The 21873-nt window shown below is 73.0% G+C and carries 21 protein-coding genes, 1 tRNA gene and 1 other RNA gene; 12 read left to right on the forward strand and 11 right to left on the reverse strand.

Features of this window, described 5'->3' with window-relative positions; translation table 11 throughout:
• The first annotated feature begins 3 nt into the window (after positions 1–3).
• The 3 genes from GD748_RS12545 (at position 4) to GD748_RS12555 (ending at position 1773) form a co-directional block, all read left to right on the forward strand.
• The gene (locus GD748_RS12545; protein WP_152195516.1) at positions 4–792 is read left to right on the forward strand and encodes an MBL fold metallo-hydrolase; all 789 of its coding nucleotides are present in this window, start codon (positions 4–6) and stop codon (positions 790–792) included.
• 112 nt (positions 793–904) lie between these two features.
• A complete protein-coding gene (locus GD748_RS12550) occupies positions 905–1117 on the forward strand; it encodes a PspC domain-containing protein (RefSeq protein ID WP_152195517.1) in 213 nt (70 codons plus the stop codon).
• Positions 1118–1338: 221 nt separating this feature from the next.
• A complete protein-coding gene (locus GD748_RS12555) occupies positions 1339–1773 on the forward strand; it encodes a hypothetical protein (RefSeq protein WP_152195518.1) in 435 nt (144 codons plus the stop codon).
• A gap of 133 nt (positions 1774–1906) precedes the next feature.
• Here GD748_RS12555 and rnpB read toward each other — a convergent pair.
• Positions 1907–2286, reverse strand: an RNA gene (rnpB, locus tag GD748_RS12560) — RNase P RNA component class A.
• Positions 2287–2486: 200 nt separating this feature from the next.
• On the opposite strand from rnpB, the gene GD748_RS12565 reads away from it, so the two are divergent.
• Positions 2487–3281 carry a YaaA family protein gene (locus GD748_RS12565; RefSeq protein WP_152195519.1) on the forward strand — a complete coding sequence of 265 codons (795 nt, stop codon included), beginning with the start codon at positions 2487–2489 and terminating at the stop codon, positions 3279–3281.
• A 3-nt stretch (positions 3282–3284) separates the two neighbouring features.
• On the opposite strand, the gene GD748_RS12570 is transcribed toward GD748_RS12565, so the two are convergent.
• The 4 genes from GD748_RS12570 to GD748_RS12585 are packed head-to-tail and all read right to left on the reverse strand — an operon-like array spanning position 3285 to position 7296.
• Positions 3285–4646 carry a bifunctional RNase H/acid phosphatase gene (locus GD748_RS12570; RefSeq protein ID WP_226921275.1) on the reverse strand — a complete coding sequence of 454 codons (1362 nt, stop codon included), beginning with the start codon at positions 4644–4646 and terminating at the stop codon, positions 3285–3287.
• Positions 4643–5380: a zinc ribbon domain-containing protein gene (locus GD748_RS12575; RefSeq protein ID WP_152195520.1), complete on the reverse strand. Its 738-nt coding sequence runs from the start codon at positions 5378–5380 to the stop codon at positions 4643–4645. Before GD748_RS12575 ends, GD748_RS12570 begins: the two co-directional genes overlap by 4 nt.
• A complete protein-coding gene (locus GD748_RS12580) occupies positions 5377–6558 on the reverse strand; it encodes a Nif3-like dinuclear metal center hexameric protein (protein ID WP_152195521.1) in 1182 nt (393 codons plus the stop codon). The genes GD748_RS12575 and GD748_RS12580 overlap by 4 nt, the downstream gene beginning before the upstream one ends.
• 39 nt (positions 6559–6597) lie before the next feature.
• Entirely contained in the window at positions 6598–7296 is a 699-nt protein-coding gene (locus GD748_RS12585; RefSeq protein WP_226921276.1) for a TetR/AcrR family transcriptional regulator, read from the reverse strand.
• A gap of 137 nt (positions 7297–7433) precedes the next feature.
• On the opposite strand from GD748_RS12585, the gene GD748_RS19530 reads away from it, so the two are divergent.
• The gene (locus GD748_RS19530; protein ID WP_193312931.1) at positions 7434–7892 is read left to right on the forward strand and encodes a hypothetical protein; all 459 of its coding nucleotides are present in this window, start codon (positions 7434–7436) and stop codon (positions 7890–7892) included.
• Between the two features lie 87 nt (positions 7893–7979).
• Here GD748_RS19530 and GD748_RS12595 read toward each other — a convergent pair.
• The 3 genes from GD748_RS12595 to GD748_RS12605 all read right to left on the reverse strand — a co-directional run bounded on the left by GD748_RS12595 (position 7980) and on the right by GD748_RS12605 (position 9020).
• Positions 7980–8056 (reverse strand) — tRNA-Val (locus GD748_RS12595).
• Positions 8057–8123: 67 nt separating this feature from the next.
• Positions 8124–8597: a peroxiredoxin gene (locus GD748_RS12600; RefSeq protein WP_152195523.1), complete on the reverse strand. Its 474-nt coding sequence runs from the start codon at positions 8595–8597 to the stop codon at positions 8124–8126.
• A complete protein-coding gene (locus GD748_RS12605; protein ID WP_152195524.1) occupies positions 8598–9020 on the reverse strand; it encodes a DUF3052 domain-containing protein in 423 nt (140 codons plus the stop codon).
• A gap of 284 nt (positions 9021–9304) precedes the next feature.
• Here GD748_RS12605 and aceE point away from each other — a divergent pair, with 284 nt between their 5' ends.
• Positions 9305–12049: a pyruvate dehydrogenase (acetyl-transferring), homodimeric type gene (aceE, locus tag GD748_RS12610; RefSeq protein ID WP_152195525.1), complete on the forward strand. Its 2745-nt coding sequence runs from the start codon at positions 9305–9307 to the stop codon at positions 12047–12049.
• A gap of 603 nt (positions 12050–12652) precedes the next feature.
• Here the strand turns inward: aceE and GD748_RS19535 are convergent.
• Positions 12653–13333, reverse strand: a complete 681-nt coding sequence (locus GD748_RS19535; protein WP_193312932.1) for a hypothetical protein — start codon at positions 13331–13333, stop codon at positions 12653–12655.
• Between the two features lie 230 nt (positions 13334–13563).
• Between GD748_RS19535 and GD748_RS12620 the strand changes: the two genes are divergently transcribed.
• From GD748_RS12620 to GD748_RS12645, 5 genes are all read left to right on the forward strand, one after another.
• Positions 13564–14757 (forward strand): PucR family transcriptional regulator, encoded by a 1194-nt coding sequence (locus GD748_RS12620; RefSeq protein WP_319593316.1) that lies wholly within the window; start codon positions 13564–13566, stop codon positions 14755–14757.
• 105 nt (positions 14758–14862) lie between these two features.
• Complete coding sequence (locus GD748_RS12625) at positions 14863–15792, forward strand: ACP S-malonyltransferase (protein WP_152195527.1); 930 nt, start codon at positions 14863–14865, stop codon at positions 15790–15792.
• The gene (locus tag GD748_RS12630) at positions 15789–16805 is read left to right on the forward strand and encodes a beta-ketoacyl-ACP synthase III (protein ID WP_152195528.1); all 1017 of its coding nucleotides are present in this window, start codon (positions 15789–15791) and stop codon (positions 16803–16805) included. Before GD748_RS12625 ends, GD748_RS12630 begins: the two co-directional genes overlap by 4 nt.
• Before the next feature lie 101 nt (positions 16806–16906).
• Positions 16907–17158: an acyl carrier protein gene (locus tag GD748_RS12635; RefSeq protein WP_152195529.1), complete on the forward strand. Its 252-nt coding sequence runs from the start codon at positions 16907–16909 to the stop codon at positions 17156–17158.
• A 196-nt stretch (positions 17159–17354) separates the two neighbouring features.
• Positions 17355–18587 carry a beta-ketoacyl-[acyl-carrier-protein] synthase family protein gene (locus GD748_RS12645; RefSeq protein ID WP_152195530.1) on the forward strand — a complete coding sequence of 411 codons (1233 nt, stop codon included), beginning with the start codon at positions 17355–17357 and terminating at the stop codon, positions 18585–18587.
• Between the two features lie 5 nt (positions 18588–18592).
• Here GD748_RS12645 and GD748_RS12650 read toward each other — a convergent pair whose 3' ends face one another.
• Positions 18593–18991 (reverse strand): VOC family protein, encoded by a 399-nt coding sequence (locus tag GD748_RS12650; protein WP_152195531.1) that lies wholly within the window; start codon positions 18989–18991, stop codon positions 18593–18595.
• A 236-nt stretch (positions 18992–19227) separates the two neighbouring features.
• Between GD748_RS12650 and GD748_RS12655 the strand changes: the two genes are divergently transcribed.
• Positions 19228–19854 carry a response regulator transcription factor gene (locus GD748_RS12655; RefSeq protein ID WP_193312933.1) on the forward strand — a complete coding sequence of 209 codons (627 nt, stop codon included), beginning with the start codon at positions 19228–19230 and terminating at the stop codon, positions 19852–19854.
• Positions 19855–19897: 43 nt separating this feature from the next.
• On the opposite strand, the gene ggt is transcribed toward GD748_RS12655, so the two are convergent.
• Complete coding sequence (gene ggt / locus GD748_RS12660) at positions 19898–21823, reverse strand: gamma-glutamyltransferase (RefSeq protein WP_152195533.1); 1926 nt, start codon at positions 21821–21823, stop codon at positions 19898–19900.
• Positions 21824–21873 lie beyond the last annotated feature (50 nt).

A 21873-nucleotide genomic window follows, 5' to 3' on the forward strand; every position in this document is an offset into this window, starting at 1 on the left:
GGGGTGCGTGCGCTCGTCGAGGTCGCGCCCGGCGTCCACGTGGCCACCGCGACCACCTACACCACGACGTCGACAGTGCTCGTGGCCGGCGACGGCGCGTGCCTCGTCGTCGATCCGGCGCTGACCGCTGGAGAGGTGGGCGCGCTCGCAGCGGCGCTGGCGCACCGCGGCTGGCACCCGGTCGCCGGATTCGTCACGCACGCGCACTGGGACCACCTGCTGTGGCATCGCGACCTGGGCAGCGTCCCGCGCTGGGCCACGGCCGACGCCGCACGGTATGCCCGCGAGCACCTGCCGCGGCTGCGCGTCGAGGCCGCCGCGGACGTGCCGGGCACGGCACCGACGACCGACAGGCTCGCCGCTCTCGCGTCCGGTGCGACGGCCGTGCCCTGGTCCGGCCCACCGGTGGAGGTGGTCGAGCACCCCTCGCACGCCGCTGGACATGCCGCCCTCGTGGCGGGGCCGGTCCTGATCGCCGGCGACATGCTCTCCGACGTCGAGGTGCCGCTGCTCGACCTCGACGTCGCGGACCCGGTCGCTGCCCACCACGAGGGCCTCGACCGCCTGGCCTCGGTGCTGGTCCGACCGTCGACGACCATGCTCGTCCCTGGCCACGGCCACGTGACAGACCGCGCAGGCGCGCTCGAGCGGCTCGCCGCCGACCGGCGCTATGTCGACGCGGTCGCCGCCGGCCGGGATCTCGACACGGCGGAGGAGCCGCGGCTGGCGGACCACTGGGTGAGGGACGAGCATGAGCGGCAGCGCGGGTTCCTGCGCCACGGTCGAGCCTGAGCCGGGGTCCGCCGCCACAGCCGTGGATCAGGGAGATATCAGGGCGTTCACTGATGGTGCGGGCAGGACCGATGCGGCACCGTTGTGGTTGACCCCAAGAAGTGAGGAAACCATGAGCTCCATCCGTCAGTCCGTCGGCCGCAACGGCCTCGTCCGGCCCCGGCGTACCCGCATCTTCGCCGGCGTGTGCGCCGGCCTCGGCCAGCGCTTCGGGCTGAGCCCCTGGACCGCTCGGCTGCTCTTCGTGCTGCTGCTGATGGTGCTGCCCGGCAGCCAGTTCCTCGTGTACTTCATCCTGTGGGTCCTCATGCCGAACGAGTACTGAGGGCTCCGCGCCGTCGGGCCGACCGTCTGGCGGTGAGGACGACGCGGCATGCTGGCGGGCCTGCCGGCCGACACGGCGAGGCCGGCAGGCAAGGGGGCGAGGTCCGGCGGTACGACCGCCCGGACGTGGTCGATGCCACGCCTGGCCCGTCGTCCCTGACCGTGTCCGTTCGAGCCCGACTCCTTACACTGGGCTCAGGTTCGAGAGTGTGAGGAGAGTCGTTGACGTCACGGAATCTGCTGCGGTGGGGCGGGGTCGCCGTCGGAGCTCTCGCGGCCATCACGGTCATCGCCTCCACGGCCATGCCGCGCAACCCGGACGTCCCGCCCCGTATCACCGTGCAGCTCACCGACGCCGGCACCTCTCGGACGACCGACTGCACCGCGACTGCCTACGAGGGCAGCTTCTTCGACGGCGCGACAGTGACGGTGGACGCCGACGAGGCCGTGCTCGGCGAGGCGACGGTCGGTGGTGCCGGCACGTCGTCAGATCGCGGCTGCACCTGGACGGCGGTCTTCGAGGACGTCGAGATCGCCGACGAGTACACGATCACGTTGCGGTCGGCCGGGTCACCTCCCCGCGAGCACGTCTACAGCTACTCCGCCGAGGACCTCGCCGAGCGCGACGGCGCGCTCTCGATCAGCGTCTTCGCCTGAGCCGCACCACGGGGTGAACCCCGCCGAGCTGCGAGCATGCCCGCAGCCTGAGCCCCGCCACGAGGCGAGCACACCCGCAGCCTGAGCCACGTCAGAGGCTGACGCCAGCGGGCGGACGGGGGCCGACGCAGGGCGGATGAGTCGGCCGGTACGCCGGGTTCTGTCCCGCGGTGCCAGGCACCGCGGTGGCGGCCATCCATCTACGACGTGCGTTGCCGCACGCCTCCAGCGACCTACCCGCAGGCTCGGGCGGGCAACCCTCGAACGCCTGCTGTCTGGTCTTGCTCCGGGTGGGGTTTACCTAGCCACGACGGTCACCCGCCGTGCTGGTGGTCTCTTACACCACCGTTTCACCCTTACCCTCCTGGCGGACCAGGAGGGCGGTCTGCTTTCTGTGGCACTGTCCCGCGGGTCACCCCGGGTGGGCGTTACCCACCACCCCGCCCTACGGAGCCCGGACGTTCCTCGGCACCCCGGCCGGAGCCGGAGTGACGCGACCGCCTGGCCGACTCATCCGCGCCGCCGAGTCTACCGGCACGCCGATGGTGACCGACCACGAGCTCGACCACCAGCGCGTCCGCTCGAACCGCCCGGCCACTCCTCGACCAATGGTCGACTCGCTCGAACCCTCGGCCCGCTCGAGCCACCAGCCGGTCGGCACCACGGGTCGGACGGCGCGACGACGCTCCGCGACCCGCGGCTACCATCCCGGGGTGCTTCTGCTGCTGCCGCCCTCGGAGGGCAAGACCGCGCCCACGCGGGGCGCACCCGTCGATCTCAGCGCCCTGTCCGCCTCGGCGCTGACCGGTGCGCGGGAGCAGGTGCTCGGCCACGTCAGCGAGCTCTCGGCCCGCCCGGACGCCCCGGATGTCCTCGGGGTGGGCGCCGCCGTCGCCGACGAGGTCCGGCGCAACACAGCGCTGCTCTCGGCGCCCGCCGCGCCGGCGGCGAAGGTCTACACCGGGGTGCTCTACACGGCCGCCGGCCTCGCAGGGTTGACCGGCACCGCCCGACGGCGTGCGAACCGCAGCGTACGGATCTTCTCGGGCCTCTGGGGCGTCCTGGGTCCCGCCGACCGCGTGCCCGCCTACCGGCTGTCAATGGGCGTCGACCTGCCGGGCACGGGCAAGCTGTCGACGTTCTGGCGCCGGCACCTGCCGGACGTCCTCGACGAGCAGGCGGCCGGAGACGTCGTCGTGGACTGCCGGTCGGCGACCTACGCCGCGGCCTGGCGCCCGCCTGCCGGTGCGGAACACGTGCAGGTGCAGGTGGTCCGCGAGTCCGGGGGGCGCCGTCAGGTGGTCTCCCACAACGCCAAGCACGCCCGTGGGGTCCTGACCCACCACCTGCTGGTGCGGGCGGGCACTCCCCCGCGCACGGCGGAGGAGCTCGCCGCTGCGGCCGAGGAGATGATCGACACGGCGTCCACCGTGGTCGGTGCCGTGCACGCCGTCGAGCTCGACGGCGTCCGCGGGCGGCGCACCCTCACCCTCGTCGAACGGGCGTAGCTCTCAGGCGCCGAGCTCGGCGGGGCAGGCGACCACCGTCAGATCCCCCACCAGGTGGCCGTCCGCGCCGGCCTGGGGCCAGACCCGCACGATCGTGACCGAGGCGGGCGGGATGCGCACGCTCGACCAGTGCGCCGCGGGCAGCTGCCCCACGAGACCGACGGCGGCACGGATCACGACGGTGTGCGCGGCCACGACGACCGTGCTCCCCCGCCGGTCGGCGGCGAGCCGGCGCACCACGGCACCGACCCGGACGCCGACGTCCGCCATCGACTCCCCACCGGGCGGCCGGTGGTCGGGGTCCGTCGCCCACGACAGCAGCTGTCCGGGCCAGCCGGCCTCGATCTCCGGGACCGTGAGGGTGTCCCACGAGCCGAAGCGGCACTCGGCCAGCCGCGCCTCCGTGCCGGCTGTCAGCCCGAGCGGCTCGCCCAGCGCCGCGGCCGTCTCGCGGGTGCGCACCATCGGTGAGGCGACCAGCTGCGACGGCGTCGGCAGGTCGGGCCACAGGTCGGTCCCCACGCGGCGCACGATCGCCGCGGCGCCGCGGACCTGGCGTCGGCCGAGCTCGCTGAGCGGCGGTCCCGGGGTGTCCCCGCCGGAGTACCTGCCCGACTCGGTGTGGGCGGTCACGCCGTGCCGGACGAGCACCACGGTCACCGGCTCGCCGTCGTGCCGGGGCAGCGGGGTGCCGGAGGAGCGCGGGGCGTTGGCCTCGGCGGCGGCAGCCTCCTCGGCGTCGTCGTGCGCACCGGACCAGCCCGCTTGCTGCCCGTCCGCACGGCCGGCGCGGCCTGGACCGCTGACGGCCGACGACGGGACGCGGTCCTCGGTGTGGTCACGGGCGATCGTCCCGCCGGAGTCCATCACGGCGTTCGCGAGGGCGTCGGCGGCGGTGTTCTGCGCCCGCGGCACCCACGTGTAGCGCACCTGGCCCGGCGGCAGGGCCTGGCGCGCCTGCTCGGCGAGGGCCGCCAGCTCGGCGTGCTTGATCTTCCAGCGGCCGCTCATCTGCTCGACGACGAGCTTGGAGTCGGCGCGGACCTCGACCACCGCGGCCGTGTCGATCTCCGCGGCGGCCCGGAGCCCGTGGACGAGGCCCGAGTACTCGGCGACGTTGTTGGAGACCACCCCGAGGAAGGCCGCGCGCTCGGCGAGCACCTCGCCGGACTCGGCGTCGCGGACCACCGCGCCGTAGCCGCCGGGCCCGGGGTTGCCGCGCGCACCGCCGTCGGTCTCGACGACGAGACGGCGCCCGGGCGCGGCCGGCACGTCGACCGACGCCTGCCCGTCCGGCGCCGGCGGCTCCTCCGGTCCGAGGTCGAACAGCCCGGGCTGAGCCGGCCCGTCGCCGGTCGCCGTCACTGCTCGTCCAGGCGCACCAGGATGTAGCCGTGCTCCTCGGACAGCAGGACCTCCTCGGGAGCGGCTGCGTCGATCGCGGCGAGCTCGCTGAGCGAGAAGTCGATCTGGGCGCCCTCGCTGCGGTGCCCGTGCAGCCCCACCACCCCCAGGCCGCCGGTGCGCGAGCGGGCGTACTCGTAGAGGTCCAGCAGGTCGCCGTCGATCCGGCCGGCGACCTCCGCCCGCTCCGCGGCGACCTTCTCGGCCTCGGCGTCGAGGTCGGCGAACGCGGCGTCCCGCTCGGCCGTGTGGCGCTCGACGTCGGCGGACAGCGCCTTCTCCTGGGCGTCCAGCTCGGCGACGCGTGCCTCCGCGGTCTCCATCCGCTCCATGATCTCCAGCTCGATCTCCTCGAGCACGCCCTGGCGCTCGGCGAGCTGGCCGAGCTCGTTCTGGAGCGCGACGAGCTCGCGGGAGAGCCCCTGCCCGGAGTCGAGCTGCTTCTGGTGGCGCGCCGCCCGGGACCGCACCTGCTCGACGTCGCTCTCGGCCTTGGTGAGCTCGCGGCGGGTGTCCGCGGCGACGGTGCGGGCCTCGACCTGAGCACGGTGCAGGTCCTCGGCGCGCCCGTCGAGCTCGGCGAGGGTGGCCAGGACGGGCAGGGTGCGGCGCTGGTGCGCGAGCTTGGCGATGCGGGTGTCGAGGGCCTGGAGGTCGAGCAGCCGGCGCTGGTCCTCCACGGGGGCTGTGGTCACTGGCGTGCTCCTTCGGTGGTCGGCGGCTCGCTGCTGTTCTCTTGTCCGAGGTGCAGGTCCCACGGGTCGGTGACGAGCGTCGAGACGTGCAGGTCCAACCTAGCGCCGCGCGCGGCCGCGCCGGAACGCAGCACCTCTGCCGCCCGGGGCAGCCAGGGCCACTCGCTGGCCCAGTGCGTGGCGTCCACCAGGTAGGGGCGCCCGCCGTCCAGGTGCTCCGCCGCCGGGTGGTGGCGCAGGTCGGCGGTGAGGTAGACGTCGGCGCCGAGCGAGCGCACCCGCGCCAGCAGCGAGTCGCCGGCGCCACCGCACACCGCCACGGTGCTGACGTCGGCGGACAGGTCGCCGCCCACGCGCAGCCCCTGGGGGGTGCGCGGCAGCACCGCGGCCACGCGGTCGGCGAAGTCCCGCAGCGTGAGCGGTCGGGGCAGCCGCCCGATCCGGCCGGTCCCGACGGCGGAGTCGGAGCGGGGCTGCTCGATCAGCGTCAGCGCCGGCTCCTCGTAGGGGTGGGCGGACCGTAGCGCGGCGAGCACCGCGTCCCGGCGCTCGCGCGGCAGCACGACCTCGAGGCGGTCCTCGGCGACCTCCTCGACCGTGCCGACGGCGCCGATGGTCGGGTCGGCGCCGGGCAGCGGGCGGAACGTCCCGGTGCCCGGGGAGGTGAAGGCGGCGCGCTCGTAGTCCCCCAGCCGGCCCGCACCGGCCGCCGCGAGCGCGTCGAGGAGCGTCGTCGTGCTCTCGCGCGGCACGAAGGTCACGAGGGTGTCCAGGGCCGGCGCCGGCAGCGGGTCGATCGGGCGCACGTCCTGGAGGTCGAGGAGGTCCGCCAGCGCGTGCGCGACACCGTCGACGGCGGCGTCGGCGTTGGTGTGCGCGGTGTAGAGGCCGCACCCGCCGGTGATCAGCGAGTGCACCGCCCTACCCTTGGGAGTCGTCGCCGCGACGGAGGACGTGCCGCGCAGGTACAGCGGGTGGTGCGTCAGGAGGAGGTCGGCGCCCCGGTCCAGCGCCTCGGCGACGACCTCGGGTGCCGGGTCGACGGCGAGCAGCACCGTGCGCACCGGGGCGGAGGGGTCTCCGGCCACCAGCCCGACGGCGTCCCAGTCCTCGGCCGTCCCCGGCGGGTAGTGCTCCTCGAGCAGGCCGATCACGTCGCCCAGGGTCAGGTCAGCCATGTCCGCGAGCCTACGGCGTGGTCTGCCCCTCGTGCCGCGTCACGGTGCCGGGTGAGCCGCCGGCACCGCCCGGGCGAGCAGGCCGTCGACGAGGGCCGCCAGGCCGTCCGGATAGGTGTCACGCGCTGCCAGCTCCGGCCACCGGTCCCCGATCGCGGCGAGGTGCGGGAGCCGGACCGCGTCGATCCCGCCGACGAAGAAGCCGTCACGGTCGACGGGCACGACCCGGGCGCTGGTGCGCCTGGACCGCGCGCGTACGAGGATCTCACCGACCGTGTAGTACCAGACGTCGCGGAACACATCGACCGCCTGCTCCGGCGTGCACCCGTGCTCGACAGCGCCGCCCACGATGCTCTCCACGACCCGGAGGGCCGGCTCGTCGAGGCGGCCGAGGAAGCCGTCCACAGTCAGAACCTCCGCCGCCCACGGCCACGCGGCGAGGGCGTCGTGGATCGCGGTCGCCGCTGCGACGATGCGGTCCCTGGGCGCGCTCGGCAGATCGGGGTGCACCGTCTGCTCGACGTGGTCGTTCAGCAGCTGGATCAGGAGGTCCTCGCGGTCACGCACGTGGTGGTACAGCGTCGTCGTCCCGACGCCGAGCTCGCCGGCGATCCGCCGGACGGTCAGCTTGTCCCAGCCGTCCCTGTCGATGATCTGCCTGGCCGCGCTCAGGATCTGTGCGCGGGAGGTGGTCGGCGGCCGGCCGGTGCGGCCGGGCGAGGCGTTCGATCTGGACACGTCCCCATCATTCCCTGCTCCGCCCGCGGCGCGAGGGACCCCCGGCACGACGAATCCCGTTGACCGACCCCGCGGACGGCGGTTACTTTCGGAACGCATTCGATAAGTCGCGGACCACAAGAGAGGACTGCCACCGCATGACTGCAACCCACTATCCCCGTTCGGCCGTCGGGGCGATGTACGTCGGCCTGGCGCTCGCCGTCGTCGCGACGCTCGTCGTCTACCTCGACCAGGCCAGCTCCGACGTGCTGGCGGGTCACATCCGTGCTGGCTATCCCTCGTACAGCCAGGCGCGCATCGACACGGCGGCCATGACCTACGTGATCTACCTGTCCGTCCTCGGGGCGCTCGGCGTCGCCGGGTGGCTCGGCTCGATCTGGGCGGCGCGCACCGGCAGGCGGTGGGCACGCTGGGCGGCGGCCGGGATGTTCACCCTCGGCACGAGCGTCGCACTGTTCAACCTGCTCGTCCGCGACACCTCCGGCGACACCGGCCTGCCGCCGCTCCTCGGCTGGGCGGGCATGCTGCCCTGCGTGGCCGGGCTCGTCGCGGTCGTCCTCCTGTGGCGCCGTCCAAGACGGAGCGGCGAGGCCTGAGCCGGTCCGACCCTGCGCAGGTCCGTCCACGCGGCGCTCGTGCGAGACGTCCGTGCACGCGGGGATCGTGCGAAACGATCGACGTTCTGGTGGGCCCGGCCGGTCTCGAACCGACGACCTCCGCGGTGTAAACGCGGCGCTCTGACCAACTGAGCTACAGGCCCCTGCGCACGTCGTGCGCCCGCACAGCGTAGAGCAGGTCGCACGACCGGTGGCGCGCCGCGCGGCGCGTCACCGGTCGGCGAGTGCGGTCAGGGCCTCGCGGTAGGCGTCCAGGTCACGGGCCACGCCCCGCGGGTTGACGACCGCCCAGCGGACCACCCCGTCGGCGTCGACCAGGAAGCTGCCGCGCAGCGCGTGGCCGTTGCTCTCGTCCAGCACGCCCCAGCTCCGGGCGACCTCGCCGTGGGGCCAGAAGTCCGAGAGCAGGTCGAAGCCGAAGCCCTCGGACTCGGCCCAGGCGCGCTGGGCGAACATGGCGTCGGTGGAGATGGCGAGCAGGCGGGCGCCGTGGGCTGCGAAGTCGGCGATGTTGTCGCGCAGCTCGCACAGCTCGGTGGTGCAGATCCCGGAGAACACGAACGGGAAGAACACCACGACGACCGGCCCGCCGCGCAGCGCGGACAGCCGGACCGGGGTGCCGTGGGTGTCGGGCAGCTCGAAGTCGGGGGCCTGCTGCCCGACGGCGAGGGTGAGCGTCGGCACTCAGCGGCCCCTGCTGCGGACGGCGATCCGGATGCCGGACCACGTCTCGCCCGCGGAGACCGCCGAGGTGGCGTTCATGCCGGCGGTCCGCACGGCCTCCTCGATGTCGCCGGGGCGCACGTGTCCCGGCCGGCCCGGCTTCGGCGACAGCACCCAGATGAGGCCACCGTCGTCGAGGTTCTGCTGTGCGTCGACGAGCAGGTCCGTGAGGTCCTCCTGCTCGCCGTCGTCCGCGCGCCACCAGATCAGCGTCCCGTCGCAGACGTCCCCGTAGTCCTCGTCCACCAGCTCGGCACCGGTGGCCTCCTCGACGGCGCCCCGCACGTCGTCGTCGACGTCGTCGTCGTAGCCGAACTCCTGGATCACCTGCCCGGTGGTGAAGCCGAACCTGGTGCCGGCTCCCGCGCCCGCGCTGCCTGCCACGTGTGTCCTACCTTTCCCTGGGTGGCTCGCTGCCACCCGTGCTCGGCCGCCCGGTGATCCGGCAGCGGCGTGTGTGCCCAACCTCACCGTAGTGCGAGCCCCGCGCGCAAGCGCGCAACACCGGCCGCGATCGGCCGGGATGTGGCTGTCGGCAGTATCACAGTGCCAGCAGCGGGCCAAGGTTCGCCTGCTGGTGGGTCAAGGGACGACAATGGTCCTAGTCTGAATGTGCGCCAGAGCCCAGCGTCGTCACAGTCGACGCCACGAATCGAAAGAGGGAACGCGTGAGTTCACGAGACGAGTCCTCGCCGCTGATCAACGGACTCCTCAGCCAGGTGAAGGACATCGATGCCGAGGAGACCCAGGAGTGGCTGGAGTCCCTGGACGGCCTCATCGACGAGCGCGGCGGTCCGCGCACGAGGTACATCCTCCTCAACATGCTCAAGCGCGCTCGTGAGCGGTCGGTGTCGATCCCGAACCCGATCACGACGCCCTACGTGAACACCATCGGTGTGCACGAGGAGCCCTACTTCCCCGGCGACGAGGCGGTCGAGCGCAAGTACCGCGGCTGGATCCGCTGGAACGCGGCCGTCATGGTCACGCGCGCCCAGCGCCCGGAGATCTCCGTCGGCGGCCACATCTCCTCCTACGCCTCGCTCGCGACCCTGTACGAGGTGGGCCTGAACCACTTCTTCCGGGGCAAGCAGCACCCCGGCGGCGGCGACCAGGTCTTCTTCCAGGGGCACGCCTCCCCCGGTAACTACGCCCGCGCCTACCTCGAGGGCCGGCTGTCCGAGACGGACCTGGACGGGTTCCGTCAGGAGTACTCCCACCCGGAGGGCGGCCGGGGGCTGCCGTCCTACCCGCACCCGCGCCGGATGCCCGACTTCTGGGAGTTCCCCACCGTCTCGATGGGCCTCGGGCCCGCCCAGGCCATCTACCAGGCGTGGGTCAACCGCTACCTGCACGAGCGCGGGATCAAGGACACCTCCGAGCAGCACGTGTGGGCGTTCCTCGGCGACGGCGAGATGGACGAGCCGGAGTCGCGCGGCATGCTGCAGCAGGCCGCCCAGCAGAACCTGGACAACCTCACCTTCGTGGTCAACTGCAACCTGCAGCGCCTCGACGGCCCGGTGCGCGGCAACGGCAAGATCATCCAGGAGCTCGAGGCCCAGTTCCGCGGGGCCGGCTGGAACGTCATCAAGGTCATCTGGGGCCGCGAGTGGGACGCCCTGCTCAACGCGGACAAGGACCGGGCGCTCGTCAACCTCATGAACGAGACGCTCGACGGTGACTACCAGACCTACAAGGCCAACGACGGCGCCTACGTGCGCGAGCACTTCTTCGGTCGCGACCCGCGCACCAAGGAGCTCGTGAAGAACATGAGCGACGACGAGATCTGGGCGCTCAAGCGCGGCGGGCACGATTACCGCAAGATCTACGCGGCGTACAAGGCGGCGACCGCCCACACCGGTCAGCCGACGGTCATCCTGGCGCACACCGTCAAGGGCTACGGGCTGGGTCCGAGCTTCGCCGGGCGCAACTCCACGCACCAGATGAAGAAGATGAAGACCACGGACCTGAAGATGCTCCGTGACGCGCTGCGCATCCCGATCTCCGACGAGCAGCTCGAGGACCCCTACAACGCGCCGTACTACCGCCCGGACCCCTCCGACGAGACGCTGCAGTACATGCTCGAGCGGCGCAAGGCGCTCGGCGGGTTCGTCCCCGAGCGGATCACCGAGCCGCAGACGCTGACGCTCCCGGGCGACAAGCCCTACGAGATCCTGGCCAAGGGCTCGGGCAAGCAGGAGATCGCCACCACCATGGCGTTCGTCCGCCTGCTCAAGGAGCTCATGAAGGACAAGGAGATCGGCCGGCGGTTCGTGCCGATCATCCCCGACGAGGCGCGCACCTTCGGTCTGGACTCGATCTTCCCGACGGCGAAGATCTTCAACACCAAGGGGCAGAACTACACCTCGGTGGACCACGACCTGATGCTCAGCTACAAGGAGTCCGAGCAGGGGCAGATCCTGCACACGGGCATCAACGAGGCCGGCTCGGCCGCGGCGATGCAGGTGGTGGGCACCTCGTACGCGGTGCACCACGAGCCGATGATCCCGGTGTACATCTTCTACTCGATGTTCGGCTTCCAGCGCACCGGCGACCAGTTCTGGGCGGCCGGCGACCAGCTGGCCCGCGGGTTCGTCATCGGGGCCACGGCCGGACGCACGACGCTCGCCGGTGAGGGCACCCAGCACATGGACGGGCATTCCCCCGTGCTCGCCTCCACCAACCCCGCGTTCGTGCACTACGACCCGGCCTACGCCTACGAGATCCGCCACATCGTCAAGGACGGTCTGCAGCGGATGTACGGCGAGGACTCCCGCGACCAGAACGTCATGTACTACCTGACGGTCTACAACGAGCCGATGACGCAGCCGGCCGAGCCGGAGAACGTCGACGTCGACGGCATCATCAAGGGCATCTACCGGGTCGCCGAGCCCGAGGGCGACGGTCCGCGCGCCCAGCTGCTCGCTTCCGGCGTCGGGGTGCCGTGGGCGCTGCACGCCCGCGAGCTGCTCGCCGAGGACTGGGGCGTGCGGGCCGGCGTCTGGTCGGTGACCAGCTGGTACGAGCTCCGCAAGGACGGTCTGGCCGCCGAGCGCCACAACTTCCTGTACCCGCAGGAGGAGCGCCAGGAGGCCTACGTCACCACCAAGCTCCGCGACGCCGGCGGCCCGTACGTGGCCACCAGCGACTACGAGCACCAGGTGCAGGACTCGATCCGGCAGTGGGTCCCGGGCGACTACTACACCCTCGGTGCTGACGGCTTCGGCTACTCCGACACGCGACCGGCGGCCCGCCGCCAGCTGCTCATCGACTCGCACTCCATGGTGGTCCGGGCCCTGCAGGCGCTGGCCGACCGTGGCGAGATCGACAAGGACGTGCCGCGCCAGGCCATCGAGAAGTACGACCTGTTCAACGTCCACGCCGGTGAGTCCGGCACGGCGGGCGGCGACTCCTGACCGTCGCCGCCTGACCGCACAGCGCCCCGCCGTCCGAGAGGACGGCGGGGCGTCGTGCGTTCCACGGACACCGTTTCGCACCAGCCCGACGCCGAGCCTCCACCCGACGCAACCGCACCCCCGTCGACACACACAACCCACCCACCACACCGCCGCCGACTGGCACGTTGTGCACCGTTCGCGAGCGGGATTATGGACGCGAACGTGTCACTCGACGACCGGGCGGGCTCCAGCGCCGCCGACTGGCACGTTGCGCACCGTTCACGGGCGGGATCATGGACGCGAACGTGTCAATCGACGACCGGGCCGGTTCCAGCGTCGCCGACTGACACGTTCCGCACCGTTCGCCAGCGGGATCCTCGACGCGAACGTGTCACTCGGCATGGCTGATGCGCCGAGCGACACCTTTCGGTGGCTTCTTGGCGTCCGAGAGGGTGCGCGACGTGTCACTCGCCGGAGCCCACGGCGTGGGTCTCTCGGTATTGGGGTGGTGTCGGGCGCGCTCGGTACGGGCTCACAGGGTGGGCGTCGCCACGGGGGCGCGTCTCAAGGGTGGCTTCGCCTCGACGGCTGCGCACGGGTGGGCGGCGCCGCTGGGGCGACTCAGGGGGCGGGCGTCGCCTCCCCGGCCGCGACGGCCGGCTCGAGCTCGGCCACGACGGCCTCGGCCGCCGCGCGGTCGGGCGCCTCGGAGAGGGCGTTGAGGTGACGGCGGGCGTCGAAGGGGCGCCCGGCCTCGAGTGCGGCGAGCACCACCTGACGACCGGCCTCGACGACGTGGTCCTGGGGCGCCCAGTGGCCCACACCCAGGCCGAGGGCCTCGCCGGGCATGCCGGCCTCGCGCAGCATCCGTACGCTCTCGGCGACGGCGAGGCCGGTGTGCTCCCGCTCGCAGGCGCCCGCCAGGCGACGCATGGCACCCTCGTGGTCGTCCTCGAGAGAGAGGCGGCCCAGCTCGACCAGCGCGTACCAGGACCTCGGGTTGCCGGCGATCTCCTCGGCGAGGGACCACACCGCGAGATCCTCGGCGCGGGCCTGGTCCGCCGGCCGCTGGTCGGCGGTCAGCGGGTCGGCCGGGCCGACCCCGGCGGCGCGTCGGCGGACCAGCTCCGCCAGGGCGGCGAAGGCCTCGATGTTGTTCGGGTCGTCGATGAGCTGCGCACGCAGCGCGTCCTCCCGAGGTGCGTCGGCGGCCGGAGCGGCGGCTGACGGGCGGCGGGTACCGACGCGCGTGACCGGCTTCTTGCGCGAGAGCAGGGAGCGAAGGCGTGCGATCAACGACATGTGCCCGACCTTATCCGGTGGCGGCGCACGCCGCCGGGTGACACTGGTCCGCTGACAGGGGCGGCTCTGCGCCGCGCCAGCGCTCCCGCACGCCCACGCGGCGGCCGCGGCGCGGTGCTGCCACGATGATCCGCACGAGCCCGGCGCCCACGGGGACGTGCGTCCGCCGGCTCCTCGCCTTTGTAGGCATCTGACAAGAACCGTCCCGGTCCTGACCTATGCTCACCCCCATGACAGCCAGCGAGCGGACCGGTCGCGAGGTGGGCAGCTCCGACGTCGTGCGCCGCCTCCGGGGCGGGTCGGACATGCTCACCTCGGCGGCGATGCGGCGTCTGGACGCCGAGCTGGACTGGTACCGCTCCCTCGCGGCGGAGGACCGCTCGTGGATCGGCCTGGTGGCTCAGGCCGGGATCGCCGCGTTTATCAGCTGGTACGAGGAGCCCCGCGCCGGCTCCTACAACGCCCAGGAGATCTTCCGCGCCGCCCCGCCCGAGCTCACCCGCTCCATCTCGCTGCAGCACACCCTCCAGCTCGTGCGGATCGTCGTCGAGGTGGTGGAGGACAACGCCGTGCAGCTCGCCGAGCCCGGGCAGCAGCGCGACCTGCGCGAGGCGGTGCTCGTCTACTCGCGCGAGGTCGCCTTCTCCGCCGCCGAGATCTACGCCCGCGCCGCAGAGACGCGCGGTGCCTGGGACGCGCGGCTCGAGGCGCTGGTGGTGGACTCGCTCGTGCGCGGCGGCGACGAGTCCCTGCGCTCGCGGATCGCTGCCCTCGGTTGGTCCGGGCGCGGGTCCACGCTGGTGATGGTCGGCCAGTCGCCCACCGACATGGACGAGCGACGCACGGCCGACCTGCGCCGGGCCTGCCGTCGTGCGGCCGCGGACGCCCTGGTGGGGATCCAGGGCGAGCGCGTGGTCGTCGTCCTCGGTGGCGAGGGCGACCTGCGCGAGGCCGCCGTCTCGCTCCTGCCGCGCTTCGACCCGGGCCCGGTCGTGCTGGGTCCGGAGGTGCGCGAGGTCGGGGACGCCGGCCGCTCGGCCCGTGCCGCGCTCGCCGCGCTCCTGGCCGTGCGGGCCTGGCCCGGCGCACCACGCCCCGTCGCCGCCGACGAGCTGCTGCCCGAGCGCATGCTCAACGGCGACCCGCTCGCCCGCCGCACCCTCATCGAGGAGCTCTACAAGCCGCTCGTCGCGGGCGGTGCACCGCTGGTGCAGACCCTGGAGGAGTACCTCGCCCAGGGCCGCTCCCTCGAGGGCGCCGCCCGCGCGCTGTACGTCCACCCGAACACCGTGCGGTACCGGCTGCGGCGCATCGGCCAGCTCGTCGGCTGGGACCCTACCGACGCCCGCGAGGGGTTCGTCCTCCAGGTCGCCCTCGCCGTCGGGCGGCTCGCGGGCAGCTCCGCCGGGCACAGCGGGCTGTAGAGGAGACGTGGCTCACCCGATTGTGGGAACCCCACAAACGCCCGGACGTGACTGTGTAGGCGTCGTGGCCGAGGGCGGAACGCCCACGGTTGGCATTGTTGAGAGGTGCTAGCCCTCCTCTGCCCTGGACAGGGCGCCCAGACCCCCGGCATGCTCTCGGCCTGGCTCGAGCTCCCCGGCCTGCGCGACCGCCTCGAGAACTACGCCGCCGTCACCGAGCTCGACCTTCTCGCCCTCGGCACCACCGCCGACGCCGAGACCATCCGGGACACCCGGGTGGCACAGCCGCTCCTCGTCGCCGCGTCGTTGCTCAGTCTGCACGCACTCTCCCTCGACGGGCCCGTCCCCGCGGCCGACGTCACGGCGGGACACTCCGTCGGCGAGCTCGCCGCCAGTGCGGTGGCCGGGGTGCTCACCGACGACCAGGCCCTGGTCCTGGTCCGTGAGCGCGGGCGCGCCATGGCCGAGGCGGCCGCTGCCCGCCCCACGGGCATGACCGCCGTCGTCGGCGGCCGCCCGGAGGAGGTCGACGAGGCGATCGCACGCCACGGACTGACGGCGGCGAACGTCAACGGCGGCGGCCAGGTCGTGGCCGCCGGCACTACCGAGCAGCTCCAGGCGCTTGCCGACGAGCCGCCCGCCCGTGCCCGGGTCATCCCGCTGCAGGTCGCCGGGGCGTTCCACACCGAGCACATGGCCCCCGCCGTCGAGCATGTGCGCGGCGCGGCCGCCAAGATCGCGCCGGCGGACCCGGCCGTGCCGCTGCTTTCCAACGCCGACGGCGCCGTCGTCGCCTCCGGTGCGGACGCCCTCGCCCGGCTCGTCACCCAGGTCGCCAACCCGGTGCGCTGGGACCTGTGCTGCGAGCAGCTCCTCGCGCTCGGCGTCACCGGCGTGGTCGAGCTGTGCCCCGGCGGAGTCCTCACCGGGCTCGCACGCCGTACGCTGCCCGGTGTGGAGACCGTGGCCCTGAAGAGCCCGGACGACCTGCCCGCAGCACGCGAGCTCATGACCCGCCACGGAGGAACCCGATGACCCGTACCGCCCTGCGCGCCGCGCAACCCGTCCAGCACGCCGGAATCCTGGGGGTCGGCGGCGTCCGCGGTGAGCAGGTGGTGGTGAACGACGACATCGTCGGCCCGATCGACTCCTCCGACGAGTGGATCCGGCAGCGCACCGGGATCGTCTCGCGCCGGCGTGCCGGCGAGGACGTGTCCGTCGTCGACCTCGCCGAGGGTGCCGCGCGCGCCGCGCTGGAGGCAGCCGGCCTGCAGGGCTCGGACATCGAGGCCGTGATGGTCTCGACGGTCACCTGGTTCGAGCAGACCCCGTCTCTCGCCGCCGTGGTCGCGGACCGCATCGGCGCCACGCCTGCCGCCGCCTACGACATCTCCGCCGCCTGCGCCGGGTACGCCTACGGCATCGCCCAGGCCGACGCCCTCGTGCGCGCGGGCACCGCCCGCCACGTGCTCGTGATCGGCGTGGAGAAGATGTCCGACTTCATCGACCCCACCGACCGCTCCATCAGCTTCCTCCTCGGCGACGGCGCAGGTGCCGCCGTCGTCGGCCCCACCGACGAGCCGGGCATCGGCCGCACGGTGTGGGGCTCGGACGGCTCGGCCGCCACGATGATCCGCCAGACCCACTCCTGGCTGGACTACCGCAACGCCGAGCCAGGCGCCGAGGTCGAGTGGCCGACCCTGCGCCAGGAGGGTCCGTCCGTGTACAAGTGGGCGGTCTTCCAGATGACCCCGGTGGCCGAGCAGGCCATCGAGGCCGCGGGCCTGCGCCCGGAGGACATCGACGTGTTCCTCCCCCACCAGGCGAACATGCGCATCATCGACCACATGGTCAAGAAGCTCGGGCTGCGCGACGACGTCGTGGTGGCCCGGGACATCGCCGAGACCGGCAACACCTCGGCGGCGTCCATCCCACTGGCGACCGAGCGCCTGCTGCGCGAGGGCCACGCCAAGAGCGGCGACGTCGCGCTGCAGATCGGCTTCGGCGCGGGCCTGGCCTACGCCGCGCAGGTCGTCGTACTGCCGTAACCCTGGGCCGAGCCCGGCCCGCGTGCCTGCGTGGCACTCGGACGTCGACCCCACCAGACTGTCAACCGACAATGCAGGACCCAACGAAACGGAGAACACCCATGGCTTTCAGCGAGCAGGAGATCCTTGCCGGCCTGGCCGAGATCGTCAACGAGGAGACGGGCCTGCCCACCGACTCCGTCACCGCCGAGAAGTCCTTCACCGACGACCTCGACGTCGACTCCCTGTCGATGATGACGATCGCGACGCTGGCCGAGGAGAAGTTCGAGGTCCGCATCCCCGACGAGGAGGTCGGCAACCTCAAGACCGTCCAGGACGCGGTCAACTACATCAACAGCGCGCAGCAGGCCTGATCCGGCCGGGGGTGCACCCACGCGGTGCACCCCCGCCGCGGCGCGCACCGCGCCCGCACAGCCCGCTGCGCCCGCACAGCCTGCTGCGTCCGCACAGCCTGCTGCGTCCGCACAGCCCGCGCCGCACCAGAGCCGCGGCACCTCGCCCTGACCGACATCGACGCCGGACCCCCGGCCCGAGCCCCTGGAGCACCTCATGGCACAGCCCACCGTCGTCATCACCGGTCTGGGCACCACGAACCCCGTCGGCGGTGACGTCGCCTCCACCTGGGAGGCGATCCTCGCCGGCCGGTCCGGCGTGCGCACCCTGGACAACGACTGGGCCGAGCGCTACGAGATCCCGGTGAACTTCGCCGGCCAGCTCGCCGTGTCCCCTGAGACGGTCCTGTCGCGTCCCGAGACCCGCAAGATGGACCCCTCGGCGCAGTACGCGGTCGTCGCCGCCCGTGAGGCGTGGGAGGACGCGGGCAGCCCCGAGGTGGACGGTGAGCGCCTCGGCGCCGTGGTCGGCTCCGGCATCGGCGGCGTCTGGACCATCCTCGACGCGTGGGACGTCGTCAAGGACAAGGGGGCGCGCCGCGTCATGCCGCTGACGGTGCCGATGCTCATGGCCAACTCCCCCGCGGCGAACGTCTCGGTGAAGTTCGGGGCCAAGGCCGGAGCGCACGCCCCGATCTCGGCCTGCGCCTCGGGTGCGGAGGCCATCGGCTACGGGGTCGAGATGATCCGTAGCGGTCGTGCGGACATCGTCATCGCCGGCGGGACCGAGGCGGCCATCCACCCGCTGCCGCTCGCCGCCTTCGCCAAGATGCAGGCGCTGTCCACCCGCAACGACGACCCCGAGGGCGCCTCGCGCCCGTACGACGTCGCCCGCGACGGTTTCGTCATGGGCGAGGGCGCCGGCATCGTCGTGCTGGAGTCCGCCGAGCACGCTGCCGCGCGCGGGGCCCGGGTGCACGCGGTGGTCGCCGGCGTCGGCATGACCGCCGACGCGTTCGACATCGCCCCGCCCGACCCCTCCGGCGCCGGGCAGGAGCGGGCCATGCGCGACGCGCTAGCAGATGCCGGGCTCACCGGCTCTGACGTGGTGCACGTCAACGCCCACGCCACCTCCACGCCTGCGGGCGACGGGGTCGAGGCCGCCGCCATCGGCCGCGTGGTCGGCGACGACACCGCCGTCTCGGCGACGAAGTCCATGACCGGGCACCTGCTCGGCGGCGCCGGCGCGCTCGAGACCGTGCTGACGGTGCTCGCGGTGCGCGAGCGGACCGCTCCGCCGACCATCAACGTGGTCGACCTCCAGGACGGCATCACCATCGACCTGGTGCGCGACGACCCGCGCGAGCTCCCCTCGGGTCAGATCGCCGCGGTCAACAACGCCTTCGGCTTCGGCGGGCACAACGTCGCCCTGATCGTCACCTCCGCCTGACCCGGTCAGCCCACGTGCTCGAAGGAGACGACCTCGAGCTTGAAGCCGTGGGGGTCGAGCCAGTACGTGGCGTAGTGGTCCGGGTGGTACTCCGGGAAGGTCCGCGGCGCGTGCAGGATCTCGTCGCCTCGTTCGTGCGCCCACGCGTGCGCGGCCTCGACCTCCTGGCGGGAGCCGACCCGGAAGCACAGGTGCTGCAGGCCCGGCAGGCGCCGGGAGTAGGACCCCACCTCCTGGGCGGTGTAGAAGAACAGCTGGGTCCCGTCTCCGCGGGCCGGGGCGTAGGAGAACCAGTCCTCTCCGGCGACGAACGGCTCGAAGCCGACCAGCGGCATCAGCGCGTCGTAGTAGCGGCGGGCGGGCGCCACGTCGGGGACGTTGATGCCGAGGTGGTCGAGCGGCATGCCCCCGAGCCTAAGACGCCTGGGAGGTTCTCGCGCTCCACCGGACAGCACCGGATGGAGTCGTCGGGCACGATCGCCTGGCCGCCACGAGTCGAGGTGCACGACTGGACCTTTCGCGCCGAGAACACGCGCCGTCACCGCGGCGGCCGCGCATGCCCACCGGCGCCGCCGTCTTGCGGTGCGCGTCGAGCACCGGCAGCCTGAGGCGCACGAGGTGCCTGGGGCGGAGGCTCGCGATGCCCGACATCGTGCTGGTGGACGACCATCCGGTCGTCCGCCTGGGTGTGCGCGCGGTCCTGTCCGGCCACCCGGACCTCGCCGTGGTCGCTGAGTCGACGACCGTCGCGCAGGCGGTGCACGACGTCGCGGTCCGCCGTCCGCGCCTCGTCGTGCTCGACGTCGTGCTCGGGGGCCGGCCCGTTGGGCCCGCCCTGTGCCGGACGATCAAGGACGAGGCGGCACCCGCCGTCCTCGTGCTGACCGCCCGCACCGCACCGGCGGAGGTCACCGCCATGTACCTGGCCGGTGCGGACAGCCTGGTGCACCGGACGAGCCCGCCGGCGACCCTGCTGGCCACCGTCCGGGCCACCATCGAGGGCCGGCGCGTGTGGGCGCCAGCGCACCACGAGATCGGCCCGCCGCCCGGCGACGGACATCACGACCCTGCCGAGCAGCTCGCCCCCGAGCACCTCACGCCCCGTGAGCGGGAGGTGCTCGGGCTGCTGCTGCAGCACTGCCCGAACGCCGACATCGCCGCCGCCCTCCACCTCGGGCTGCCCACGGTCAAGACCCACGTCCGGGCCGTGCTCCGCAAGCTCGGGCTCGCACGCCGGCAGGACCTCTTCCGCAACCACGCAGCATGACGCGTCACGGCGGTCGCACCGGAGCGCCCGTGGCCGCGACCGCTCAGGACCGCCAGTGCTTCAGGACCGTCGCGCTGCCACCACCGAACCGGACCGGCTCCGCGGCCGCCAGGAGCCCGTGCCGGCCGAACTGGATGCCGTTGGCATTGCCGATCGCGTCACCGATGGGCGACGGCGTCGGAGGCACAAGCATGTGACCGTAGGCAGCCAGGACCTCGCGGGTCGCGGCCGGCACCTCCGGTTCCGCCGGTGTGGTGGGGCTGTTGGCGTTGAGCAGGCGCGGCGCGGCGATGGCGTCGGGCAGGTCCATCCCGAGGTCCATCACGTTGAGGCCGACCTGCAGCACGGTGGTGATGATCGTGGCTCCGCCCGGGGTGCCGTACGCCAGGAACGGGTCGCCGTCCTGGAAGATCATGGTCGGGGCGATGCTCGAGCGCGGCCGCTTGCCGCCGTCGGGCGAGTTCGCCTCGCCCACCGCCGTCGAGAAGTCGGTGAGCTCGTTGTTGAGCAGGAAGCCGTAGCCGTCCACGGCGATGCCGCTCCCGCCGATCTGCTCGATGGAGAAGGTGAGGGCGACGACGTTGCCCCACCGGTCCGTCGTCGTCAGGTGCGTGGTGTTGCTGGTCGACGCGGGCACCACGGCCGGGACTGCGTCATTCTCGGACGCACCGACGACGCCCCCGGCGGCGGGCGCACCCGCCGGGATGACGTCGGCTGCGGGTGCACCCGGCGGGACGCCGAAGGGCACGGGCCGGGGCGCCGCCTGGAACGGCTGGAGGATGAGTGCGGCGCGCTCGTCGGCGTACCCCTGGTCGAGCAGCCCCTCGACCGGCACGGGTACGAAGTCGGGGTCGCCGAGGTACCTGCCCCGGTCGGCGAACGCCAGGGCCTCGGCCTCGAGCATGAGGTGCAGCGCGTCGGCCTCGGGCATCGCACCGAGATCGAAGTTCTCGAGGATGTTGAGCGCCTGCCCGACGGTGGTGCCGCCGGACGACGGCGGCCCCATGCCGAACACGGTGAAGTCGCGGTACTCCACCCGGGTCGGGTCGCGCCACTTCGCCTCGTAGGCGTCGAGGTCGCCGAGCTCCATCAGCCCCGGTCGGACCGCAGGTCCCGTGTCGCCCGGGACGAGCGGCGGGCTCTGGACCGTGTCCACGATCGCCTCGGCGATCTCGCCGCCGTAGAACGCTTCGGTGCCGTGGCGGGCGATGAGCCGGTAGGTGTCCGCGAGGTCGGGGTTGCGCACCACGTCGCCAGGCTCCGGCGAGACGAACGCCGGCGCACCCGCGGCGTCCTCGCCCTCGACGAGAAAGAGGTCGCGCGAGGAGGTGAAACGGTTGAAGATCTCGGCGTTCGCCGTCGTGCGGATCTCGTACGTCTCGTCCGCGACGAAGCCGCGCTCGGCGACCTCGACCGCCGGACGCAGCAGCTTGTGCAGGGGCATCCGGCCGTAGCGCTCGGCCGCGAGCTCCCAGCCCGCGACGAGCCCGGGCACGCCCTGGGAGAGGCCGGAGACGCGCCGCTCGGGGAAGGGGGTCTCGACGCCGTCCTCGAGGAAGACGTCCGGCTCGGTCGCGGCCGGCGCGGTCTCGCGGGCGTCGATAGTGGTGACCTCGTCGCGCCTCGCGTCGTAGATGACGAAGAACCCGCCGCCGCCGATGCTGCCGTCGTACGGTCGGGTCACGCCGAGCATCGCGGAGGCAGCGATCGCGGCGTCGACGGCGTTACCCCCTCTCCGGAGCACCTCCATCCCGGCGGCCGTGGCGTAGGAGTCCAGCGCCGTCACTGCGCCGCCGTACCCGACGGCGGTGGCCGTCTCCTCCGGCCGCGGCACCGCATCGTGGTGCCCGCCCCGGCCCTTGCCGTGCGCGTCCGCGGGTGAGGCACCCACGACGAGCGCGGCGAGAAGCGCCATCGCCGTCAGCAGCAGTGCGACCGGTCGCGTCCGTCCCAGCGCGGTCTCAGACATGTCCAACCCCCTCGTTGGAGCCGGGCTCGCCCGGCGGTGGTGGGCCGAGG

This window comes from Georgenia subflava (genome assembly GCF_009193155.1).
Taxonomy (GTDB): Bacteria; Actinomycetota; Actinomycetes; order Actinomycetales; family Actinomycetaceae; genus Georgenia; species Georgenia subflava.

Bases quoted from the DNA above. Each gene is read 5' to 3' on its own strand.
- GD748_RS12550 (WP_152195517.1), top strand. From the start codon at position 905: ATGAGCTCCATCCGTCAGTCCGTCGGCCGCAACGGCCTCGTCCGGCCC.
- GD748_RS12580 (WP_152195521.1), bottom strand. From the start codon at position 6,558: ATGGCTGACCTGACCCTGGGCGACGTGATCGGCCTGCTCGAGGAGCAC.
- GD748_RS19530 (WP_193312931.1), top strand. From the start codon at position 7,434: ATGACTGCAACCCACTATCCCCGTTCGGCCGTCGGGGCGATGTACGTC.
- GD748_RS19535 (WP_193312932.1), bottom strand. From the start codon at position 13,333: ATGTCGTTGATCGCACGCCTTCGCTCCCTGCTCTCGCGCAAGAAGCCG.
- GD748_RS12620 (WP_319593316.1), top strand. From the start codon at position 13,564: ATGACAGCCAGCGAGCGGACCGGTCGCGAGGTGGGCAGCTCCGACGTC.
- GD748_RS12630 (WP_152195528.1), top strand. From the start codon at position 15,789: ATGACCCGTACCGCCCTGCGCGCCGCGCAACCCGTCCAGCACGCCGGA.
- GD748_RS12635 (WP_152195529.1), top strand. From the start codon at position 16,907: ATGGCTTTCAGCGAGCAGGAGATCCTTGCCGGCCTGGCCGAGATCGTC.
- GD748_RS12645 (WP_152195530.1), top strand. From the start codon at position 17,355: ATGGCACAGCCCACCGTCGTCATCACCGGTCTGGGCACCACGAACCCC.
- GD748_RS12650 (WP_152195531.1), bottom strand. From the start codon at position 18,991: ATGCCGCTCGACCACCTCGGCATCAACGTCCCCGACGTGGCGCCCGCC.
- GD748_RS12655 (WP_193312933.1), top strand. From the start codon at position 19,228: ATGCCCGACATCGTGCTGGTGGACGACCATCCGGTCGTCCGCCTGGGT.
- ggt (WP_152195533.1), bottom strand. From the start codon at position 21,823: ATGTCTGAGACCGCGCTGGGACGGACGCGACCGGTCGCACTGCTGCTG.